The 16,042-nt window shown below is 45.0% G+C and carries 17 protein-coding genes; 10 read left to right on the top strand and 7 right to left on the bottom strand.

The genetic code is table 11. The features are described 5' to 3' along the window. Nucleotides 1-523 precede the first annotated feature (523 nt). The 3 genes from HGD79_RS26755 to HGD79_RS24850 all read right to left on the bottom strand — a co-directional run bounded on the left by HGD79_RS26755 (nt 524) and on the right by HGD79_RS24850 (nt 2,393). Nucleotides 524-931 (bottom strand): hypothetical protein, encoded by a 408-nt coding sequence (locus HGD79_RS26755; RefSeq protein WP_001572392.1) that lies wholly within the window; start codon nt 929-931, stop codon nt 524-526. 104 nt (nt 932-1,035) lie between these two features. Beyond that, entirely contained in the window at nt 1,036-1,875 is an 840-nt protein-coding gene (locus HGD79_RS24855) for a hypothetical protein (protein ID WP_168848544.1), read from the bottom strand. Between the two features lie 2 nt (nt 1,876-1,877). Next, the gene (locus tag HGD79_RS24850; RefSeq protein WP_001572389.1) at nt 1,878-2,393 is read right to left on the bottom strand and encodes a thermonuclease family protein; all 516 of its coding nucleotides are present in this window, start codon (nt 2,391-2,393) and stop codon (nt 1,878-1,880) included. Nucleotides 2,394-2,607: 214 nt separating this feature from the next. On the opposite strand from HGD79_RS24850, the gene HGD79_RS24845 reads away from it, so the two are divergent. The 3 genes from HGD79_RS24845 to HGD79_RS24835 are packed head-to-tail and all read left to right on the top strand — an operon-like array spanning nt 2,608 to nt 5,605. Further along, complete coding sequence (locus HGD79_RS24845) at nt 2,608-4,035, top strand: DNA cytosine methyltransferase (RefSeq protein ID WP_000833382.1); 1,428 nt, start codon at nt 2,608-2,610, stop codon at nt 4,033-4,035. Nucleotides 4,036-4,095: 60 nt separating this feature from the next. After that, nucleotides 4,096-4,263 (top strand): hypothetical protein, encoded by a 168-nt coding sequence (locus tag HGD79_RS24840; protein ID WP_000220758.1) that lies wholly within the window; start codon nt 4,096-4,098, stop codon nt 4,261-4,263. Between the two features lie 22 nt (nt 4,264-4,285). Continuing rightward, the gene (locus HGD79_RS24835; RefSeq protein WP_000078514.1) at nt 4,286-5,605 is read left to right on the top strand and encodes a DUF1173 family protein; all 1,320 of its coding nucleotides are present in this window, start codon (nt 4,286-4,288) and stop codon (nt 5,603-5,605) included. Between the two features lie 279 nt (nt 5,606-5,884). On the opposite strand, the gene HGD79_RS24830 is transcribed toward HGD79_RS24835, so the two are convergent. Both HGD79_RS24830 and HGD79_RS24825 read right to left on the bottom strand, forming a co-directional pair. Further along, nucleotides 5,885-7,090: a hypothetical protein gene (locus HGD79_RS24830; protein WP_001572381.1), complete on the bottom strand. Its 1,206-nt coding sequence runs from the start codon at nt 7,088-7,090 to the stop codon at nt 5,885-5,887. After that, a complete protein-coding gene (locus HGD79_RS24825; RefSeq protein WP_168848543.1) occupies nt 7,087-7,905 on the bottom strand; it encodes a DUF4942 domain-containing protein in 819 nt (272 codons plus the stop codon). The genes HGD79_RS24830 and HGD79_RS24825 overlap by 4 nt, the downstream gene beginning before the upstream one ends. Nucleotides 7,906-8,547: 642 nt before the next feature. On the opposite strand from HGD79_RS24825, the gene HGD79_RS24820 reads away from it, so the two are divergent. The 5 genes from HGD79_RS24820 to HGD79_RS24800 all read left to right on the top strand — a co-directional run bounded on the left by HGD79_RS24820 (nt 8,548) and on the right by HGD79_RS24800 (nt 11,346). Continuing rightward, nucleotides 8,548-8,928 carry a hypothetical protein gene (locus HGD79_RS24820; RefSeq protein WP_001426317.1) on the top strand — a complete coding sequence of 127 codons (381 nt, stop codon included), beginning with the start codon at nt 8,548-8,550 and terminating at the stop codon, nt 8,926-8,928. 57 nt (nt 8,929-8,985) lie between these two features. Beyond that, nucleotides 8,986-9,651 (top strand): hypothetical protein, encoded by a 666-nt coding sequence (locus tag HGD79_RS24815; protein WP_000490638.1) that lies wholly within the window; start codon nt 8,986-8,988, stop codon nt 9,649-9,651. 59 nt (nt 9,652-9,710) lie between these two features. Further along, nucleotides 9,711-10,166, top strand: a complete 456-nt coding sequence (locus HGD79_RS24810; protein WP_001572344.1) for a hypothetical protein — start codon at nt 9,711-9,713, stop codon at nt 10,164-10,166. Between the two features lie 41 nt (nt 10,167-10,207). Next, on the top strand, nt 10,208-10,444 hold the full coding sequence (locus HGD79_RS24805; RefSeq protein ID WP_000175476.1) for a hypothetical protein: 237 nt from the start codon (nt 10,208-10,210) through the stop codon (nt 10,442-10,444). A gap of 497 nt (nt 10,445-10,941) precedes the next feature. Next, nucleotides 10,942-11,346 carry an H-NS family nucleoid-associated regulatory protein gene (locus HGD79_RS24800; protein WP_001287392.1) on the top strand — a complete coding sequence of 135 codons (405 nt, stop codon included), beginning with the start codon at nt 10,942-10,944 and terminating at the stop codon, nt 11,344-11,346. A gap of 341 nt (nt 11,347-11,687) precedes the next feature. Here HGD79_RS24800 and HGD79_RS24795 read toward each other — a convergent pair whose 3' ends face one another. After that, nucleotides 11,688-11,891: a hypothetical protein gene (locus HGD79_RS24795; protein WP_001194555.1), complete on the bottom strand. Its 204-nt coding sequence runs from the start codon at nt 11,889-11,891 to the stop codon at nt 11,688-11,690. A gap of 61 nt (nt 11,892-11,952) precedes the next feature. Next, nucleotides 11,953-12,291: an HNH endonuclease signature motif containing protein gene (locus HGD79_RS24790; protein ID WP_223231361.1), complete on the bottom strand. Its 339-nt coding sequence runs from the start codon at nt 12,289-12,291 to the stop codon at nt 11,953-11,955. 762 nt (nt 12,292-13,053) lie between these two features. Here HGD79_RS24790 and HGD79_RS24785 point away from each other — a divergent pair. Both HGD79_RS24785 and HGD79_RS24780 read left to right on the top strand, forming a co-directional pair. Next, entirely contained in the window at nt 13,054-13,908 is an 855-nt protein-coding gene (locus HGD79_RS24785) for a hypothetical protein (RefSeq protein WP_074149649.1), read from the top strand. Continuing rightward, complete coding sequence (locus HGD79_RS24780; protein WP_032192809.1) at nt 13,905-15,944, top strand: ATP-dependent helicase; 2,040 nt, start codon at nt 13,905-13,907, stop codon at nt 15,942-15,944. The genes HGD79_RS24785 and HGD79_RS24780 overlap by 4 nt, the downstream gene beginning before the upstream one ends. The last annotated feature ends 98 nt before the right edge of the window (nt 15,945-16,042 follow it).

The raw sequence follows: 16,042 nt of genomic DNA, 5'->3' as shown, positions 1-16,042 counted from the left end.
TCTCACTATTGCTGGACCGTGTTCAGTAGAGGTACTACTCAGCCCTTTTGTTCTGGCACTCTCTGCTTTTCTGAAAAAATTGTAATGCAATCCTGACCGCAAGCAAAACCATGCCAAACCAGTCGTTATTACGATATTTATGTAGAAAGCATATTGAATCATTTGTTCAGTTTCGAAGCTTTCCATTGAAAACCCTTTGTTGAAATGTTGAATAAAATTATTTTTAGTAAATGTAAGCAATAAATAGAACGAATATTAATAGTGAAAGATGCAATGCCAACATCTGCTTATGATGCCTTATGAGGATTTCTTCCTTCGCATTCATTAAATCGTACATCTCATCAATATTTTTATTGCTGGTATATTCGAGACGTTCATCACGAAGTAATTTGAACTTTACCAATACGACAAGTGATTTAATAATAAAGCTCGTAAGCATAACAGTTATAGACAAAAATAAAAAATAGGCCAAATTCATATATCACTCCATGGAGATTAATAGAAAAATTTATAATAAGTAATCTCATAGAGCATTACTTGAATCTTCTTCCCATACTAAGGACTCACCGAGAAATTTAGTTAAAGATGATTTGGCATACTGTGGTTCGGAAAAAAAACGTGGGAACCAGCCGTCAAAGCTTTGGGTACCATTGTGACGATTTTCAGGCGAGACTGATAAGCGGTACCCGTCTCCGTAAGGTGAAATGCTAAATGTGTATCCATCATCTGTCTTTGAGATCAGCGTTTTGCTTGTCATATGACTAATAGATACCGTTAACTCCTTTGGTGTTTGTATCACCGAAAGAAGAAACAATGCGCTTATGGCTGCAAAAATCCAGCAATATAATGATGCATCCATAAAACCAGCTACAACACTCGATCCCAAAAAAAACCAAAATAAACTTATTAAGATTACTGAGTTTTCATTCATGTCTGTTCCTTGTTATTACTAATTATATTATGCTTTATAGTTGACCGTCAGACTACCCACGGGTTTTGACGAACAAAGTCACGCACTCCATTTATACATGCTTTTTAGATGACTTCAAAATAAGGATGGTTTGATGGAATCATATTCCCGGTATTATCAAGAAGCATAATAGTCCCTAAAGACCGAACCAGTTGATATTCATTGAGCTTACGCTTTAGCAAAGTTTGCAATCTATAAATTGTCTCACCGGAACTGTTACCTTCGATACCTACAACAGAGACCGTACAGTTCACTTCCTGATTATCAGATTGATAATCGAACCAGTAATTTTCGTTGTAATTTCCTTTTTGCGCATGCTCAATTTTGCCAGGCCATTTTACCCATAAAGAAGAGTTGTTTTTAGATCGTAAGATCTGCTTCAGCGTTTCCAATGGATTTTTTTCATCAACCTCAGACCAGGCCGAAATAAATTCTTTCTGCATTGCCTCAGGGTCTATAACGGCAATGAAATCAAATTCCTCTTTATTGATAGAGTTGGCTCGATCTTTGAGATAAAACAGACCGAGTTTATATCCCTTTTCACTTTTCCAGTTTGCTCCCACAGGCTGATAGTCTGTATTTATAAACGGTTTGAAAGTGTGAGTGTCGGGAGAAAAAATTACTGAGGGTGCCAGCACCCGGCCTCGGTGTCGTATTGGATTTACATATATTTTTTCCCCGTCACATAACATTTCAATAATTGCTTTTGTCACAACTACTGAAATAGAAGGTCTACATGTATTTTGATTTATTTCCCCGAGGTGCGCCAAACTTCCATCCTCACTCTTCAACACCTTTGTAAGGCAAGTCGGGCAATACTGTTGATCTCTATAATAAACAGGCATGGTTAGACGACCGGAATCGTTTAGTACCAACTGAAGTAACGGATGAGGCTCTTTCATCATGGTTATTTCTTCTCTTTCACCTTTCTGGGCTTTTCGTTTGCCTGTCTCCACTGCCATGGTGGGACAGGGTTGGTGTCTGCCCATAACCCTTTTGCCTCCTTTTGTGCTGCGGATTCATATTTGATATAGCCAGGGACAATGGCGTTATCTTCGAACCGATAAACCCACGCATATCCACTGTCCACCATAGAGGCATTGATATCATATCCATCTAACCAGATGGTACCTAACATACGGCCATAGATATCCGTACCATGGTCTATCACGGTAACGATTTTAGTTGCTATAGCTGTGGTTAAGGCCTGTTTTGCTTTTTGGCCAAAAGCCTGTTTAGATTCAGGAGCGTCTATACCATACATCCGTATTTTGATGGTTGTGTTTTGAGCATCCAACGCAGTTATGGTGTCACCGTCAACAATCTTAACCACCTTTGCCTCAAAAGTTGTTGAGTTCCCCCAGGACGCCACTGGGAATACAACAATCATGATGGGCAAAAGTAACTTTGTTAAAAAAAACATCATTTCACCTTGATTTGTTGAGTACAGACATGTATCCACAAGCCTATTTACAGGCAGTATTTTAACAAGTCATTATTTCATGGGCGGGCTTAAAACCAATCTTTTTGCAACTTAAAGGCAGAATAATCACAATAAATTTAGAACCTGAACCAAAAAATAATCCAAATTAAGCGTGTTAATCTATCTCAAAGATATTATTCCTGAGAGAGTTTGGATGAAACGTTACACTCATGATCTTGAGACAGACCTGAATGATGTGGATAAAACACCATCTCTGATCCACAAAACTTTGTTAACAGCTTCGACCATTTATGACCTGAAATATCTGGCTCAGGTATTAAATGATGAAAATGGCAGTAATTGGTCCCGTGCATCCCTTAAACGTCAGGTTACATGCATACCTGAGCATTGTGAGCTGAGTATCGCAGATGGACGCTATCTACAGACTTTAATACCTTCACGACCTGCTGATTATGAGGACAGGCACTTTAGCTTTATCGATCTGTTTGCAGGGATAGGTGGACTGCGAAGCGGATTTGATGCCATCGGTGGTAAATGTCTTTTCACGAGCGAATGGAATACTTATTCCAGCCGTACTTACCGGGCGAACTGGTATTGCGATGAGAACGAGCACCGCTTCAATTCAGACATCCGTGACATCACTCTTAGCAACCGGCCCGAGGTTACTGATGACGAGGCATACAAATTTATCGATGCCTCTATCCCGGATCATGATGTTCTTCTTGCGGGATTTCCATGCCAGCCATTCAGCATCGCCGGTGTCAGTAAAAAGAACTCTATGGGTCGCAAACACGGTTTCGAGTGCGACACTCAGGGTACGCTCTTCTTTGATGTGGCCAGGATCATCCGGGCAAAACAACCTGCAATTTTTGTTCTGGAAAACGTAAAAAATCTGAAGAGTCACGATAAGGGTAATACCTTTAACATCATCATGAAAACGCTCGATGAGCTTGGCTACGACGTCGCAAACAGCGAAAGCACGGGCGCGGATGATCCTAAAGTCATCGATGGCCGTCATTTCCGACCCCAGCACCGTGAACGTATCGTCCTTATTGGTTTTCGCCGCGACCTACGTCTGAAAGACGGTTTTACTCTGAGAGACATTAAAGACTTTTATCCGGACAAGCGCCCTTCTCTCTCAGATTTACTGGATCCGAGCGTAGATAGTAAATACATCCTCTCCCCTAAACTCTGGGAGTACTTATACAACTATGCAAAGAAACATGCGGCAAAAGGCAATGGTTTTGGTTTTGGACTAGTAGATCCTTCCAATGTTAATAGTGTCACCAGAACCCTCTCAAGCCGCTATATGAAAGACGGATCTGAAATTCTTATTGATCGGGGCTGGTCTCATGAACTGGGAGAAACTGATTTCCATAACACATACAACATGGACCGTCGGCCACGCATGCTAACGCCACGTGAATGCAGCAGGCTAATGGGCTTCGATAAACCCGGGGAAAGTGTTTTCCGTATCCCTGTGTCCAATACACAGGCTTACAGACAGTTTGGGAACTCCGTGGTCGTTGATGTCTTTGCGGCCGTCGCCAAACTGCTGAAGTCACGAATTGAATTTGCAGCCTCCCAGCGCTTGCGGCAGTTTTACGACGAAGTCAGCTGACCTGAGCTCCTTCATCAATTTAAATGCTTAAGATTGTTGTAATAATGTCAGAGGTCAACCATGACGTATTTCGAATCAGCTGAAGGTGAGACGGTATCTAAAGAACGAGCATTACAAGAACTGTCCAGGCATTGCGTTCCCGAAACAGATTTCGAAGAATTCTTTAGCGACATGGGCGTAAAGGAACAGTATGACGCTCAGGAAGTGTTGCTCTGGTTGGGATATTAAACTTCCTGTTTAGGAGACTACTATGAGCCAAAAATTCGCAGTGATGATTGCTTACGACGACGATCCAAACGTCAAAAGGTATTCACCTGACTTTCAAACGCAGGATGAGTTTGCTAAAGGGTGGCAGTCGGCTCTTAAAAAGGCACACCACACCTCAGGTCAAAAATCAGTCATCACCTGCGGATGTCGTGGAAAAGGAGAAAAGCGACTTTATGTTCGTGCTTTACCGAACGGTGATGCCTTTATTCTCGTCAAAGCCGCTAACACGGGCATTGAGCATGATCCTTCCTGTGTATTCTTCTCCCTTGATGCCCGGCATACCGGCCTGAAAGGATATGCGAGTGGTGTGGTCCGGATTACAACCGAAGGTGATATGGCTGTAAGGCTCGGTATCGGTATGACAGAGAAAGATCCTCCTGAAAAATCAGAAGTGCCTCCCCTGCCCCATGTTCAGCGACCAGAAGGAGGTCAGGCCTCAATGACCCTCCTGGGCTTGCTTAGTCTTTTGTGGACAGAGTCTGGTCTGAATGTCTGGTACCCGAAAATGGCAGGGAAACGTAACGATTCACTGGTACGGTATCGTCTGCTTGAAACCGCTAAACAAATTCGTACCGGCAGAGCCTGCATAGGTGACCATTTATTCATTGGTGTACCTGACCCGAAACAACCTGTCGCTCAGTCGCAAATTCAGCGTCTTTCATCACAGGCGATGAGTGATAAACGTCTCATGCTCCTGTCAGTTTTACCTCGCTACGATGCTGAAAAGCATGAGAAGCCACTTAAATTTTTACCCCTGCGGAATTTTGGGGGGCTACCGCTGATTTTTTTCAATTCAGAAGTCCATTGGGATAGCGTAAAGAAACGATTTTCATCGGAGTACGCAGCATGGAAATCCGGGGCGAAAATAGTTGTCTTTGCGTTGACGTCACCAGCTGCGGTAACCGGCAGAGGCCCTTCTGTAAGAGCTCATCAAATTGTGCTGATGCACGTTAGCGAGAACTGGATACCTCTGGACTCCTCCTATGAGGCGGTTGTTGCAGAAAAGCTGGATGCAGAGCACCGGCAGTACGTTAAGCCCATGCGTTATGATGCGAGTATTAGTGAGGTGTTCCCTGACTTCTACCTGCTCGACACAAAAAGCGATAAGCCGTTCCCGATGGAAGTATTTGGTATGGCCACTCCTGCTTATCTGGCCCGAAAGCAACTCAAAAAAGATTATTACAACCGTGAATATGGGCCTTATGGATGGTGGCACTGGGATGCGACCACAGCATCTGAAACTATGGTGCTGCCTCATTTTCCAGAATCACGCAAACCTCTTTCAACTGACACACCTGCTTAAAATGGAGAAAAAATGTCCTACATGCTTTCGCTAAGCGAACAGACAAAACTGAACGCTTTCCTGTCAGGGATCCTAGATGATTACAAGACTGGGGTTATCACTCAGATACAAGCTGTTGGTAGAATCGGTAACGTGTTTTCTGCTCTGGAAAGTGGAGACTCAAAAAAGGTAGTGCATTTGTTGACTGAAGGACGAAAACTCCTGCGGACGGGCTGAATGTCCGCAGAAGTTCTTATGTGCCAGGGGATGCAGAGAAGTGTATCAACCTGGCTTCATTTATCATGATGTTTTTCTGCTACGCGGCTGTTTTGACTTTCCAGTACCTCCCCCTGCCATTGCACCAGTTAATGTATCAATGGTGCCTTTTAGGGATTCTGAGATTGTTTTCTCCGCCTCCAGGGTAGCTTCCAGCTTCATTACTTTGGCCTGGAGCGTTTTGAGTTCATTGCTTTGTTCAGCCACTTCCGCTTCATAGCCCTGGCTGACCAAAGTTACTTTATTCAGGTCGGCGCTCAGCGACTCGTTTAGTTTATGGAGTTCAGTAAGCTCGGCATTCACCGCCACCAGGTCACCCTCTTTCCCGGACAGTGCACTTTTCAGCTCAGTACAAAGGTTCTGTGCAGCAATCAATTCCTGTTCAAACCTGTCCCTCTCTGCCTTTGTATCTGACACAGTCTGACTTAACTGGTCGCATTGTCTGGAAAGACCGGCGTTATCAGAACGCTGCGTGTTGATCTCTTCGTTCAGCTTTTTTTGATATTCAAGGTGACCAGCGATCTCTGTTTTACGTTCAGCCAGTTGCTGGGAGAGTGAGTCATTTGACTGCTGTGCGAGGCTCAATTCATGCCGTGTGCTATCTAACTGGTGATGGCAGGTTTCGAGTTCTGCTTCGGCAACATTCAGCCTTGTTTCTAACTCCTTGACGGTACTGTCCCGGATCTCTAATCGACCCTGTAGTGCCTGATTCTCAAGTTTCAGCTCATCCATATCGGTAGCGCTTTGCTCAAGCCGCTGTAACAGCTGCGTTACCTCCTCCTCCAGCTGCATGCTACGTGCTTCAGCTTTTTTAACACTATCATTCTGTATTGCGGTATAGCTTCTACGGTAGTGCCAGGTGATGTACGAGATAATATCGCCGAGTGCAACCTTTACCTCATCGGGTATATCCAGGTAACGGGCCTCTTCAGGAACCTCTTTAACATACTTCTGGTACTCCGCGAACATCTCCTGTGACCTTGCAAACGAGCCGCCAACAGCGTTTCTGAGCCAGTGAACTTTGAAGCTCAGATCGATATTTTCCGGGTTAATTTCTTTCTCTTTGCACAGACGTTCGATTGCATTGAAGTAATCGATCATCGCGATAGATGAGTACCTTGAACGACCCATTTCCTTTGATTTTTCAGTGGATTCGCTGCGGATGTCATTCTGCACCTCTGGCGGGGTAGCATCGTTCAGGCTTTTTTCTTTATCATTTTCAATCATCATTTTTTTCCTGCGGCCGGAAGCTGGTTTGCAAAATATATGCTGATAAGATCGTTCAGAGCATTCAGAAGCGAGATACTGTCGATGCAAATATTAACGTTTCCATTCTCAAACAGGCGACACCGCCAGCCATTCTCATCACTGACCTCGCCTGTGAATTCTGTATTTCTCATGGCCGTCAGCCTGTCGACCATACTCAGCCCACCGCCGGTTGCAGGTGTTGGAGTATCAGAACAGATGCATACAATATTCTCAAAGTCGCGTAAACAAAAGTGATTGTCCTGCGAGAAACCGTTGTACCTCAGCACGTTCACACCAGGAAAAATCCCCCGAAGAACAAGCTTTTTTGGCATTGTATATTGCCTGGCATTGCTTTTGAAACTTCGGTCAAGCTTGTTGAGAACATCAACGAAACCTTCTGCAAGGGTGTCTCGTCTGTTAGCCAGTGCATGCTGTAATGTTCCCTTAACAATCTCCAGGGAAGCGACGGGCGGATCCGTACGAAGGGATTCGTTAAAGGCTTCTTTTTGCTTATGGTTCCAGTACCGGTCCATACCTGTTTCTTCAAAGAGCCTTTTCCACGTTTTACGGTCAATTTCCTTACGCCCCTCCTCGATGGTGCGATCCAGTGACGACGGAAGACCAAATGCGTTGGGCTGCATAATTCTGCTGGTGAAGAGAGAGAGACCGCACAGTTCCGACGCTTCCGAGATTAACCGCATCCCTTCTTCGAATTTCTGCATGGCCATATCCCGGGCGCTGATGAGCTGCCCTGTCCGGCTCGCCGGTACTGGCTCAGAACCCTGGTTTTGAGTCATTTTACACTCCATTTTGGTATGTCAGAACATTTTGATTTGAGCAAAGGTAGGACACTATAAAACCTATAGAATTTACGTAGAAACGCGTTTAGTAAAGGCTTTACTAATTACTAATGACTAACATATTAGCACTTTCAGATATGCCAGCAATAACCCCAGCCAGTGAAATAATGTGATGAGCCCATTAATTGGGGGTAATCATTCTATCTGGTTGATATTTAACGCTTTTAATTGTCATCCTTATGTAAGCCTATGGGATTTACTCCTAATTAAATCCCATTGTATGAAAAATAGGCATTTATAAGCTTTCATGACGTGACGTTGTCACGTATATCAATGGAATTTAGTCACTAGTAAAGAGTTAACTAGTGACTATCTGCCTAATCGGTGTGCTTGAACGGTGCACTCCAGGGCGGATATAAAAATTGATGAGAGATATACAGAAAATGATGGACCGGCTTAATAAGCCAGCCTTTCTTGGGAGGATTGATGCTGCTGAACACGCTATAAAGCGAAAATGCCCCTTTTTAACCTATAGGTAGGGCACTATGAGTAAGATACAATCAAATCGCCAGTCAGATGGCTAATTTCATGATGACCAAAGCGGGCTATTTCAAGCGTTATCGCTGAGACGAGGCTTCAATGACAAGTACACTTGACCCATCACACAAGCAAATTGAAATGTGGCGCAGAGCTACCGGTTCCGAAGGTGGACTCGACGAATACCGCAACTGGGTTCTGGAAAATAGTATGAGATTTACAGCATACGGTATCCATACCGTTATCGTCGAAGGTGAGGCGAAGCATATAACAGCGCTTGATGATGTTACCCTCTGTAACGAGTGGGCGAAGCTTAAAAGAGAAAACAATAGGCTTTACGCAGCAAATGAAAAAATTTGCTCTGGCTGGCGTGGTTTTGTGTTGCGTTTGTTAGGAATAACACTGTCATGCAGAAAACCGGTCATCTTACTGGGGGCAGACGCGAAGAATCAAAATGATGCCGTGAAAGGGGCTGATTTGTAATTTTCAGGCGAGCCCACCGTTCTTAGAAAGCTGTTCTATGGGTATGTAAGGAAGATAATGTTCTCTGAACGCTCAGTACACTTAATCACTTCCTGTACAAAGGGCAAGAATCATCAGGGCCACGTCTGGCCGACATTGGACATAGATCCAAAACAAACCCCGGACGACGCAGCATATGCCTGGAGTAACATTGTAGACGACGCCAGAAGTAATCAGGCGGTACCGGCATTGTCCTTGTATTCAGGTAATCACTGGTCTACGGCAAAGGAAATTTTAAACTCAACCAGAAATCTGGAGTTGTGGATAATCTCTGCCGGGATGGGGTTTTTAAATAGTCGAGATCGGGTGCCCTCTTACGAGGCGACATTTCATCAAGTACCATTCAGGCATGATCTCTGGTGGAAAGCCATCACAAAATCACTAGGTAAGCATAACCGTTGCGCAACTATAAGCCAGTTAATGCAGTCCAGCCCGAATGATGAATATTTGATTGCGGCTTCGCCTGTTTATATTGCTGCTGTCCAGAATGACATCCTGAAGGGCATTGAGAGTTTGACTCATCCTCTTACGCAACTAACGATCGTGACATCAGGGGCATATGCTGGCCCACTTGAAGAATACTTAATTAAGAGTTCTTCAAGAATGATGAAAGAGCTAGAGTGCAATATGGTGTGCCTGAATATAAAACTGGCTCAATACATACTTAAAAGTGGTAGTCGTTAGAACTAGACTGTTAATGATACAATTCTCCTGTTATTTTATTTTTATAAAAGGTCTCAAATATGTTCAAAAACAGATTTTCTTTATTGTGTCTTGCTGTGGCATCGTCACTTACTCTTACTGCTTGCGATGTAGTTGATGCTGCCTATGACGAGACTTTAAATGATAACGCACCCGAAATTGTAATAGCTGGAGGATTCAAAATTGATATCCAAGGTAATGCAGTTCCGGTTGAGGGATATGATAATTGCTCTTTGAATACTCTTCAGGGAAGCTTTGATACGGATAAATCAAATTGTATTGTTCTGGATAGAACACGTAAAAAAGTACCGGTTCTAGTTCATTTGTCATCCGGTCCCGTCAAAGAAGAATGGAAGATCGAGCACCAGGTTGAAAAAACCAAATCCGGCAAAAATTTCATCCAAACTCGTATGATTAGACCTGACGGTAACTTTGTAGTGCCTGCATCCTCAGAACGAGGGATCTTTAGTGGCAAACATTACAGTCAAGCCAGCTAAGTCAAGTCTATCCGTTCAAACAGAAAAAAGGTTTCTTAAAAATGACGTTATCCGCTGCATTGCAAGGCACTTTTAAAGAGATGAGGAAAGACAATACAGTAGGCATCACAGTTCAAACTTGTTCAGATATTTTTGACAGCAATGTTCCTCCGGCTTATGTTTTCTGGCTTTATCGTCTCAAAGCGGGAGAAACTTTGCCGCGCGGAAGGTTCTTCAGAAAAAGAAAGCCAATCATCAATGTTATGGCAGTTGTTCATGATACTGCATTCGAAAAATAACGGCGCTATCAGGAAAGTTACTTTTATGAACGTAATTGCAGCTGGAATTTTTTTGCTTTATTTTTTACCCTACAGCTTTCGCTTATGCTTGTTATAAAAAGAGATGGCTAGAGTGGATTTTTCTTACTTTAATTATAATTTTTGCTTCTGCCATTTCGATTCAACAATACAATGAAGCGAATTTTGTAAGTGAGTTAAATTACCCTATGTTTATCTCCGCTATATATGGCCTGTCACTGGCATGGTTTCCTTTTCCGATTGCTTATGTTGTTCTGCGCTTCCTTCTTGCTGATTTACAGCATGAGTACCCTAAACAGTGAGCAGATTTTAAGACTCATGAACAACATCGAAAGCACGAAACAGTCTGCACAAGGAAGATAAGGAGTATTCTTAGCAAGATATCTTTGTACCTGAAGACATAAAGCTGGCATCTTTTTCCTTATAGAGTGTATTATGATTAAGTAAATCCTTATCAAAGAATTAGAAAGTGGGGTCGTATGTCTGAAGCACTCAAATCGTTAAACAATATTCGTACTCTTCGCGCCCAGGGCCGCGAGCTGCCTTTAGAAGTACTTGAGGAAATCCTCGAAAAGCTTAATGTCATTGTTGATGAGCGTCGTCAGGAAGAATCATCCAAAGCTGCCGAACTGCAAGCTCGTCAGGAGAAACTTGACGCCCTGCGTAAGTTAATGGAAGAAGATGGTATCAACCCGGAAGAGCTGCTTGGCTCATTCCAGGCCAAATCTACGGCTACCAAGAAAAGCCGTGGACCACGCCCGGCCAAATACTCATTTACTGATGAAAATGGCGAAACAAAAACGTGGACTGGACAGGGCCGTACCCCCAAAGCTCTGGCAGAACAAATTGCAGCCGGTAAAAGTCTTGATGATTTCCTGATCTAACTTTTGCCACCAGTTTTGATAGAGGCCACTTCGGTGGCCTTTTCTCATACGGAATCAATTTCAGGTACAGAACATATGAAAAATTCAGAACCTAAGAGCTGTGATCCCTATGTGGACAGTTTGATTAGAAATGCAGATGCAAAGGAAGCCAGGGCATTTCTCAAAATATTGAAGCCCTTACCATTCCTTATCGTTATCATCGCTGTATTCTTTTTTTGGGTATCGTTTTCCCGTTTATTATCCCAGGTCGCGTAAAACCTTTTTAAAGACTCTTCTTTACCAGATATGCTCCCTCACCGGGATGGTTTCAACCTCTTCAGTTTCCCATATTGGCAAAACCGTCAGGAAATAAGACGATACCCTCCACGCTTTCCATTAAAGCGGGATGACGACGCCCAGTTCTTACGACCAGACTCCACGTTTTCGATAAGGATGCCTTTGGGCCCTTCTAACGAGGCCACCTCAACAACCCGCACTTTCCGGATCAGTCTTGGATCCACTTCTTCCCAGATCTGGCCAACTGTAATTTCTTTTTGGGTTTGCATTTAATCTCTCGCTGTCATTTAGTGAACAAGACTAATCCTCGCCGTGGTTCAGCTTATGGCTTTATTTACGCTGACGATCCTTAGCCTTAAATTTTTGCCATCGTATCCGAAGGTTTTCGATGTTAACCGGAACCTGCATGCGTGTCGTCTCTATCTCATTCCCATGCCATTTCAGGAGATCATCATCCAACTCCCGGGCCTCCCGGCTGAAGTAAATTTTCATAGTGTCAGGGTTTATGGCGCAATGGTCATTGTCGAACAGTGTATGGATATCACGGCGAAGTAAAATTCCGTTCGTTACGTCGGGAATGCCTTCTTCATGACGTGGCGTTAAGTGCGCGGCCTCAGTACGCCAGGGGGACCTTACGCCGGTGACAACACATCGCCCGTAGCAATTCAACCTAACATCCCGGGCGAAAGGACCTTGGTCAGGACTGGTGACAGATTATGTACTTAAATTTGCGCATGTAACGCTCCTGTATATGATGGATGAACCACTCTCGTTCAGGGTTATGGCGAAATGTTTATCGCCGCAGCGAGAGATTCAGTCTTGCTATCAATATTCCTGAAGGTTGTCCGCCTGATTTCAGGGTAAGCATTCATTCACTGGCCGGTTCTACCTTATTATTCATACAGATTAAAGTAGTTGTGCCTGCTACTGCGGTCACCTTCCTTGACAAAGTAAGCAAAGTTTGAAAAATTGGCTATTTGCAAACTAAGGTTGTAATTCCATCATTCTAGCCTTAGATCTTTGATCAAGTGAAGTTGCTCACTTGGTTGGATTTTACCGTTTCCTGACGGCTTTTCAGAAGCGAGGGCTGGTTGGAATGCCTTCCAGCTAGAAGTCTTGCAGATGCTCTCCGGGCATTAACTCATTGTCGAATCTGCACCAGTATCACTAGGTTGTTGAGCGGGCGATTAGCTTTTTCACTGAGCCGCTGTACACTCGACTGCTTCAAGAAGCACTACTTACCATTTCCCTGTCGTAAGGTCTGTTCTTAGCTGGATTTTTTTGGGAGGCTACGCAGTCATGACAACTCAATCCAGCTCAATACAATACGCTTACGCGCTAGACGACGAGGGCACCCTCACGCACATTGGCGCTGCCCTGCGCTCACATACTTACACCTGCCCAGGTTGTAAGAGCCCCCTGACCCCGGTAATGGGCGAGTTCAACGCTAAGCACTTTCGCCATTCGGAAGAATGCTGTGCCCTTGAAACCTATCTTCACAAGTGCGGCAAAGAAGCATTCTTCTATCGCTACCAACAAGCTCTCAGCCGTGAAATGCCTATTAGCCTTGAGCTGGAGCGCCGGGTTGCCTGTAATGGTCCTCATTTAGCCTTAGTTAGAGACGAAGCACGTCAGTGCGTAAAATCCGTGCCTGCACGCTACAACTTGACTCAATTTTTCGATCAGGCAGAGCTGGAAAAACACGATAAGGTCACAGGGCTGCGACCAGACGTGATGTTGTATGATACGACTGGCGAAAGGCGTTGCTACGTAGAGATTTGTGTCACACACCCCTGCTCTCAAGACAAGATCGAAGCCGGTATCCCGATTCTTGAGTTTAAGGTCCAATCTGCCTCTGATATTCAGATGTTGCTTACCGGGGCCTACTCGATCAAGGAGAAGATCCTGAGAGTATTCAACTGGCTTCCCCCGTTTCAATCTGTGGACACCTGTAGCGGCGTCTGCTCAGTAGGTAACGTGGATATGTCTGTCTGGAGTTTAAGTGGTTCCGGCCGACTCAACGAACAAACGATGCCGCTCGCTGAAGTGGATTTAACAATCAATTCTGACGTGAACACATGGCCTAGATCGTTAGGGGCCGCTGAGCTGGCAGATAACTTACGAGCTTTTATCCGTCACGCCGATCCTCATTCACTATTTCCCAACTGCATTATGTGCGAGCAAGCAGGCCGATGGGAGGATGGCTATCTGCAATGTCACAGTAAAGCAAAGATCGTTCCCTACACCGAGGCCCGTCAGTGCGCCAATTACAAGGTTAAGGCATGACAAAAAGACTGACTTGGGAGCAGAAAAGTATTGTCAGCCATGACACCGGACATGCGTTGGTAAAAGCCGTACCTGGTAGCGGGAAAACAACCATACTTGTAAAGCGCGTTGAGCGGCTGGTCAAGACGGGAACTGATCCTCGCTCCATTCTGATCCTGATGTACAACAAGTCGGCGCAGGTGAGCTTCACGGAGAAGTTGAAGACGGCACTGATGTCGAGCGTGATTCCAGAAATCCGCACGTTCCACAGCTTGGCCTTAAAGATTGTTGGTTACGGAGAACGCCAACAGATAATCAAGAAGAAAGACCTCATTACTCCAAGCGACTACCGCTATGAGCAACTGGTAAAGCAAGCCTACTGCTATGGCTTTGACCATGAGGCGAATTTTATTGACCCCAATGAAATTGAAAACTTCGAGCTGTTTATTGCTCGCTGCCGGGCGGCGGCCGTAACTCCTGTTGATGCTGCCAATGATCCAACGTTCAGCAACATCAAACGGGAGTTTATTCGCGCCTATGGCCGCTATTGTGAGCTGCTGGAGGAAAACAGTCTGCGAACCTTTGATGACTGTTTGGTTGAGGCTGTCGCACTGTTGCGTAATGACAGCAGCCTTGGTGCCCACTTCAAGCACATCATTGTTGATGAATATCAGGACGTTAACCTGATACAGCATGACATGACCCGCTTGCTATCTAAGTCGGATACGTCAGTTATGGCTGTTGGTGATGTTAACCAGTGTATTTATGAGTGGCGTGGTGCTCGACCAGACTTTATCGGCGGACTGTTTGAAAAGCACTACCCGAATACGAAGGTGTTTCAACTGTCATGCACGTTCAGATTTGGCCATGAGCTTTCCTTGATGGCTAACTCGGTAATTCGGCGCAACTCTACAAAGCTGACCAAGCTTTGTGTCAGTCATCCTAGCACCCCCAAAACAGAGGTCAGATTGCACTTTGATAACTGCCTATCCAAGGTGCTATCAAACCTCTCGGTGAGCAGTGGAACACAAGCCATATTGTCCCGCACTAAGGCGAACCTTGCTGAGGCGGAAATTACTTTACGCCTGTGTGGGCTACCTTATCGCTACCTCAATGGTTCAAGCGCATTACACACCCGCACTGAAATCGGGATACTGGTAGTTGGCGTCTTGCTGTCTGTGTACGGCGATCTGCGGCTACTGGAAAACCATCCCAACAAACAAGCGATTGTTTACGGCTTTCTGAAGGAGGCTGGTTTTAGCTGGCAGAAAGGGCAATTCAAAGCGGCGCTCAGTGGATTGATGGCTCCGCACGCCGACCTATGGTCTGCTCTAGGCCAGTTATTCGAGGGCGCACAAAACCAAAAAGATCGGCTGGGCAGGCTCGCCACTATCTGCCAGAAAGACGGAGAGGAAACGCCTGCTATCGATGTGTTACTACGCCTGCGTATGGAGGGTTTCATTGATAGTGTTGGCTCTGAGGGTGTAACTCGCACTGGATCGAACGACCAGCAACGAGGGGTCAAGAGGATCGAGGAGCTACTTGTCTCCAGTAAGATCGATTCCCGCACGTTTTTAAACCTTATCTTGAATCCAGGCGAGGCTGCAACTGACTGCGATCCCTTCATCCTTTCCACACTGCATGGTTCCAAGGGGCTGGAGTGGGATAACGTAATACTGGTCGGGCTGAATGAGCAGGAATTTCCTGGCGGCAAACCCGATGATGTTTACAGCGTTCGCACATCGATGAACACCCCTCCGACCGAAGAGGTAATCGAGGAGGAACGTCGGCTGTTTTATGTCGGTATCACTCGCACAAAACAGCAGCTAAATCTGGTTGTCCCTCTTGATGAAGGGCTTGCGCGGTGGCTCAAAAACCGCTGGGATAGCACCCCGAAGAAGTCACCGATAGCTACTCGCTTCGTCTATGAGGCTGGCTGGACTGCTTGTGCGGTTACCAGTGATGCGATCTATAAAAGCACGGTAGAGAAACAGAAGGCTGACTTCAGCAAGTTTCACCAATGGTATCTAAGAGATCTTCAGCGGCTAAAAGTCTAGGGCTACCGATACTTTTCGATTTCAGACAGGTGCTCGTTATCCAGATCAATTGTGGCTTTTCTTTCAGAAGCGAGCTTCTTCGCTCGCTTTGCATACTG

Origin of the sequence: Escherichia sp. SCLE84 (assembly GCF_012584495.1) — a bacterium.
GTDB lineage: Bacteria > Pseudomonadota > Gammaproteobacteria > Enterobacterales > Enterobacteriaceae > ECMA0423.
The sequence above is the reverse complement of the archived record's forward strand: the minus strand, read 5'-3'. Positions and strand labels throughout refer to the sequence as shown.

Coding starts and splice junctions, on each gene's coding strand:
- HGD79_RS24820 (WP_001426317.1), top strand. CDS start 8,548: ATGACAAGTACACTTGACCCATCACACAAGCAAATTGAAATGTGGCGC.
- HGD79_RS24780 (WP_032192809.1), top strand. CDS start 13,905: ATGACAAAAAGACTGACTTGGGAGCAGAAAAGTATTGTCAGCCATGAC.
- HGD79_RS24800 (WP_001287392.1), top strand. CDS start 10,942: ATGTCTGAAGCACTCAAATCGTTAAACAATATTCGTACTCTTCGCGCC.
- HGD79_RS24845 (WP_000833382.1), top strand. CDS start 2,608: ATGAAACGTTACACTCATGATCTTGAGACAGACCTGAATGATGTGGAT.
- HGD79_RS26755 (WP_001572392.1), bottom strand. CDS start 931: ATGAATGAAAACTCAGTAATCTTAATAAGTTTATTTTGGTTTTTTTTG.
- HGD79_RS24840 (WP_000220758.1), top strand. CDS start 4,096: ATGACGTATTTCGAATCAGCTGAAGGTGAGACGGTATCTAAAGAACGA.
- HGD79_RS24850 (WP_001572389.1), bottom strand. CDS start 2,393: ATGTTTTTTTTAACAAAGTTACTTTTGCCCATCATGATTGTTGTATTC.
- HGD79_RS24835 (WP_000078514.1), top strand. CDS start 4,286: ATGAGCCAAAAATTCGCAGTGATGATTGCTTACGACGACGATCCAAAC.
- HGD79_RS24830 (WP_001572381.1), bottom strand. CDS start 7,090: ATGATGATTGAAAATGATAAAGAAAAAAGCCTGAACGATGCTACCCCG.
- HGD79_RS24810 (WP_001572344.1), top strand. CDS start 9,711: ATGTTCAAAAACAGATTTTCTTTATTGTGTCTTGCTGTGGCATCGTCA.
- HGD79_RS24815 (WP_000490638.1), top strand. CDS start 8,986: ATGTTCTCTGAACGCTCAGTACACTTAATCACTTCCTGTACAAAGGGC.
- HGD79_RS24805 (WP_000175476.1), top strand. CDS start 10,208: ATGACGTTATCCGCTGCATTGCAAGGCACTTTTAAAGAGATGAGGAAA.
- HGD79_RS24855 (WP_168848544.1), bottom strand. CDS start 1,875: ATGATGAAAGAGCCTCATCCGTTACTTCAGTTGGTACTAAACGATTCC.
- HGD79_RS24825 (WP_168848543.1), bottom strand. CDS start 7,905: ATGACTCAAAACCAGGGTTCTGAGCCAGTACCGGCGAGCCGGACAGGG.
- HGD79_RS24795 (WP_001194555.1), bottom strand. CDS start 11,891: ATGCAAACCCAAAAAGAAATTACAGTTGGCCAGATCTGGGAAGAAGTG.
- HGD79_RS24785 (WP_074149649.1), top strand. CDS start 13,054: ATGGGCGAGTTCAACGCTAAGCACTTTCGCCATTCGGAAGAATGCTGT.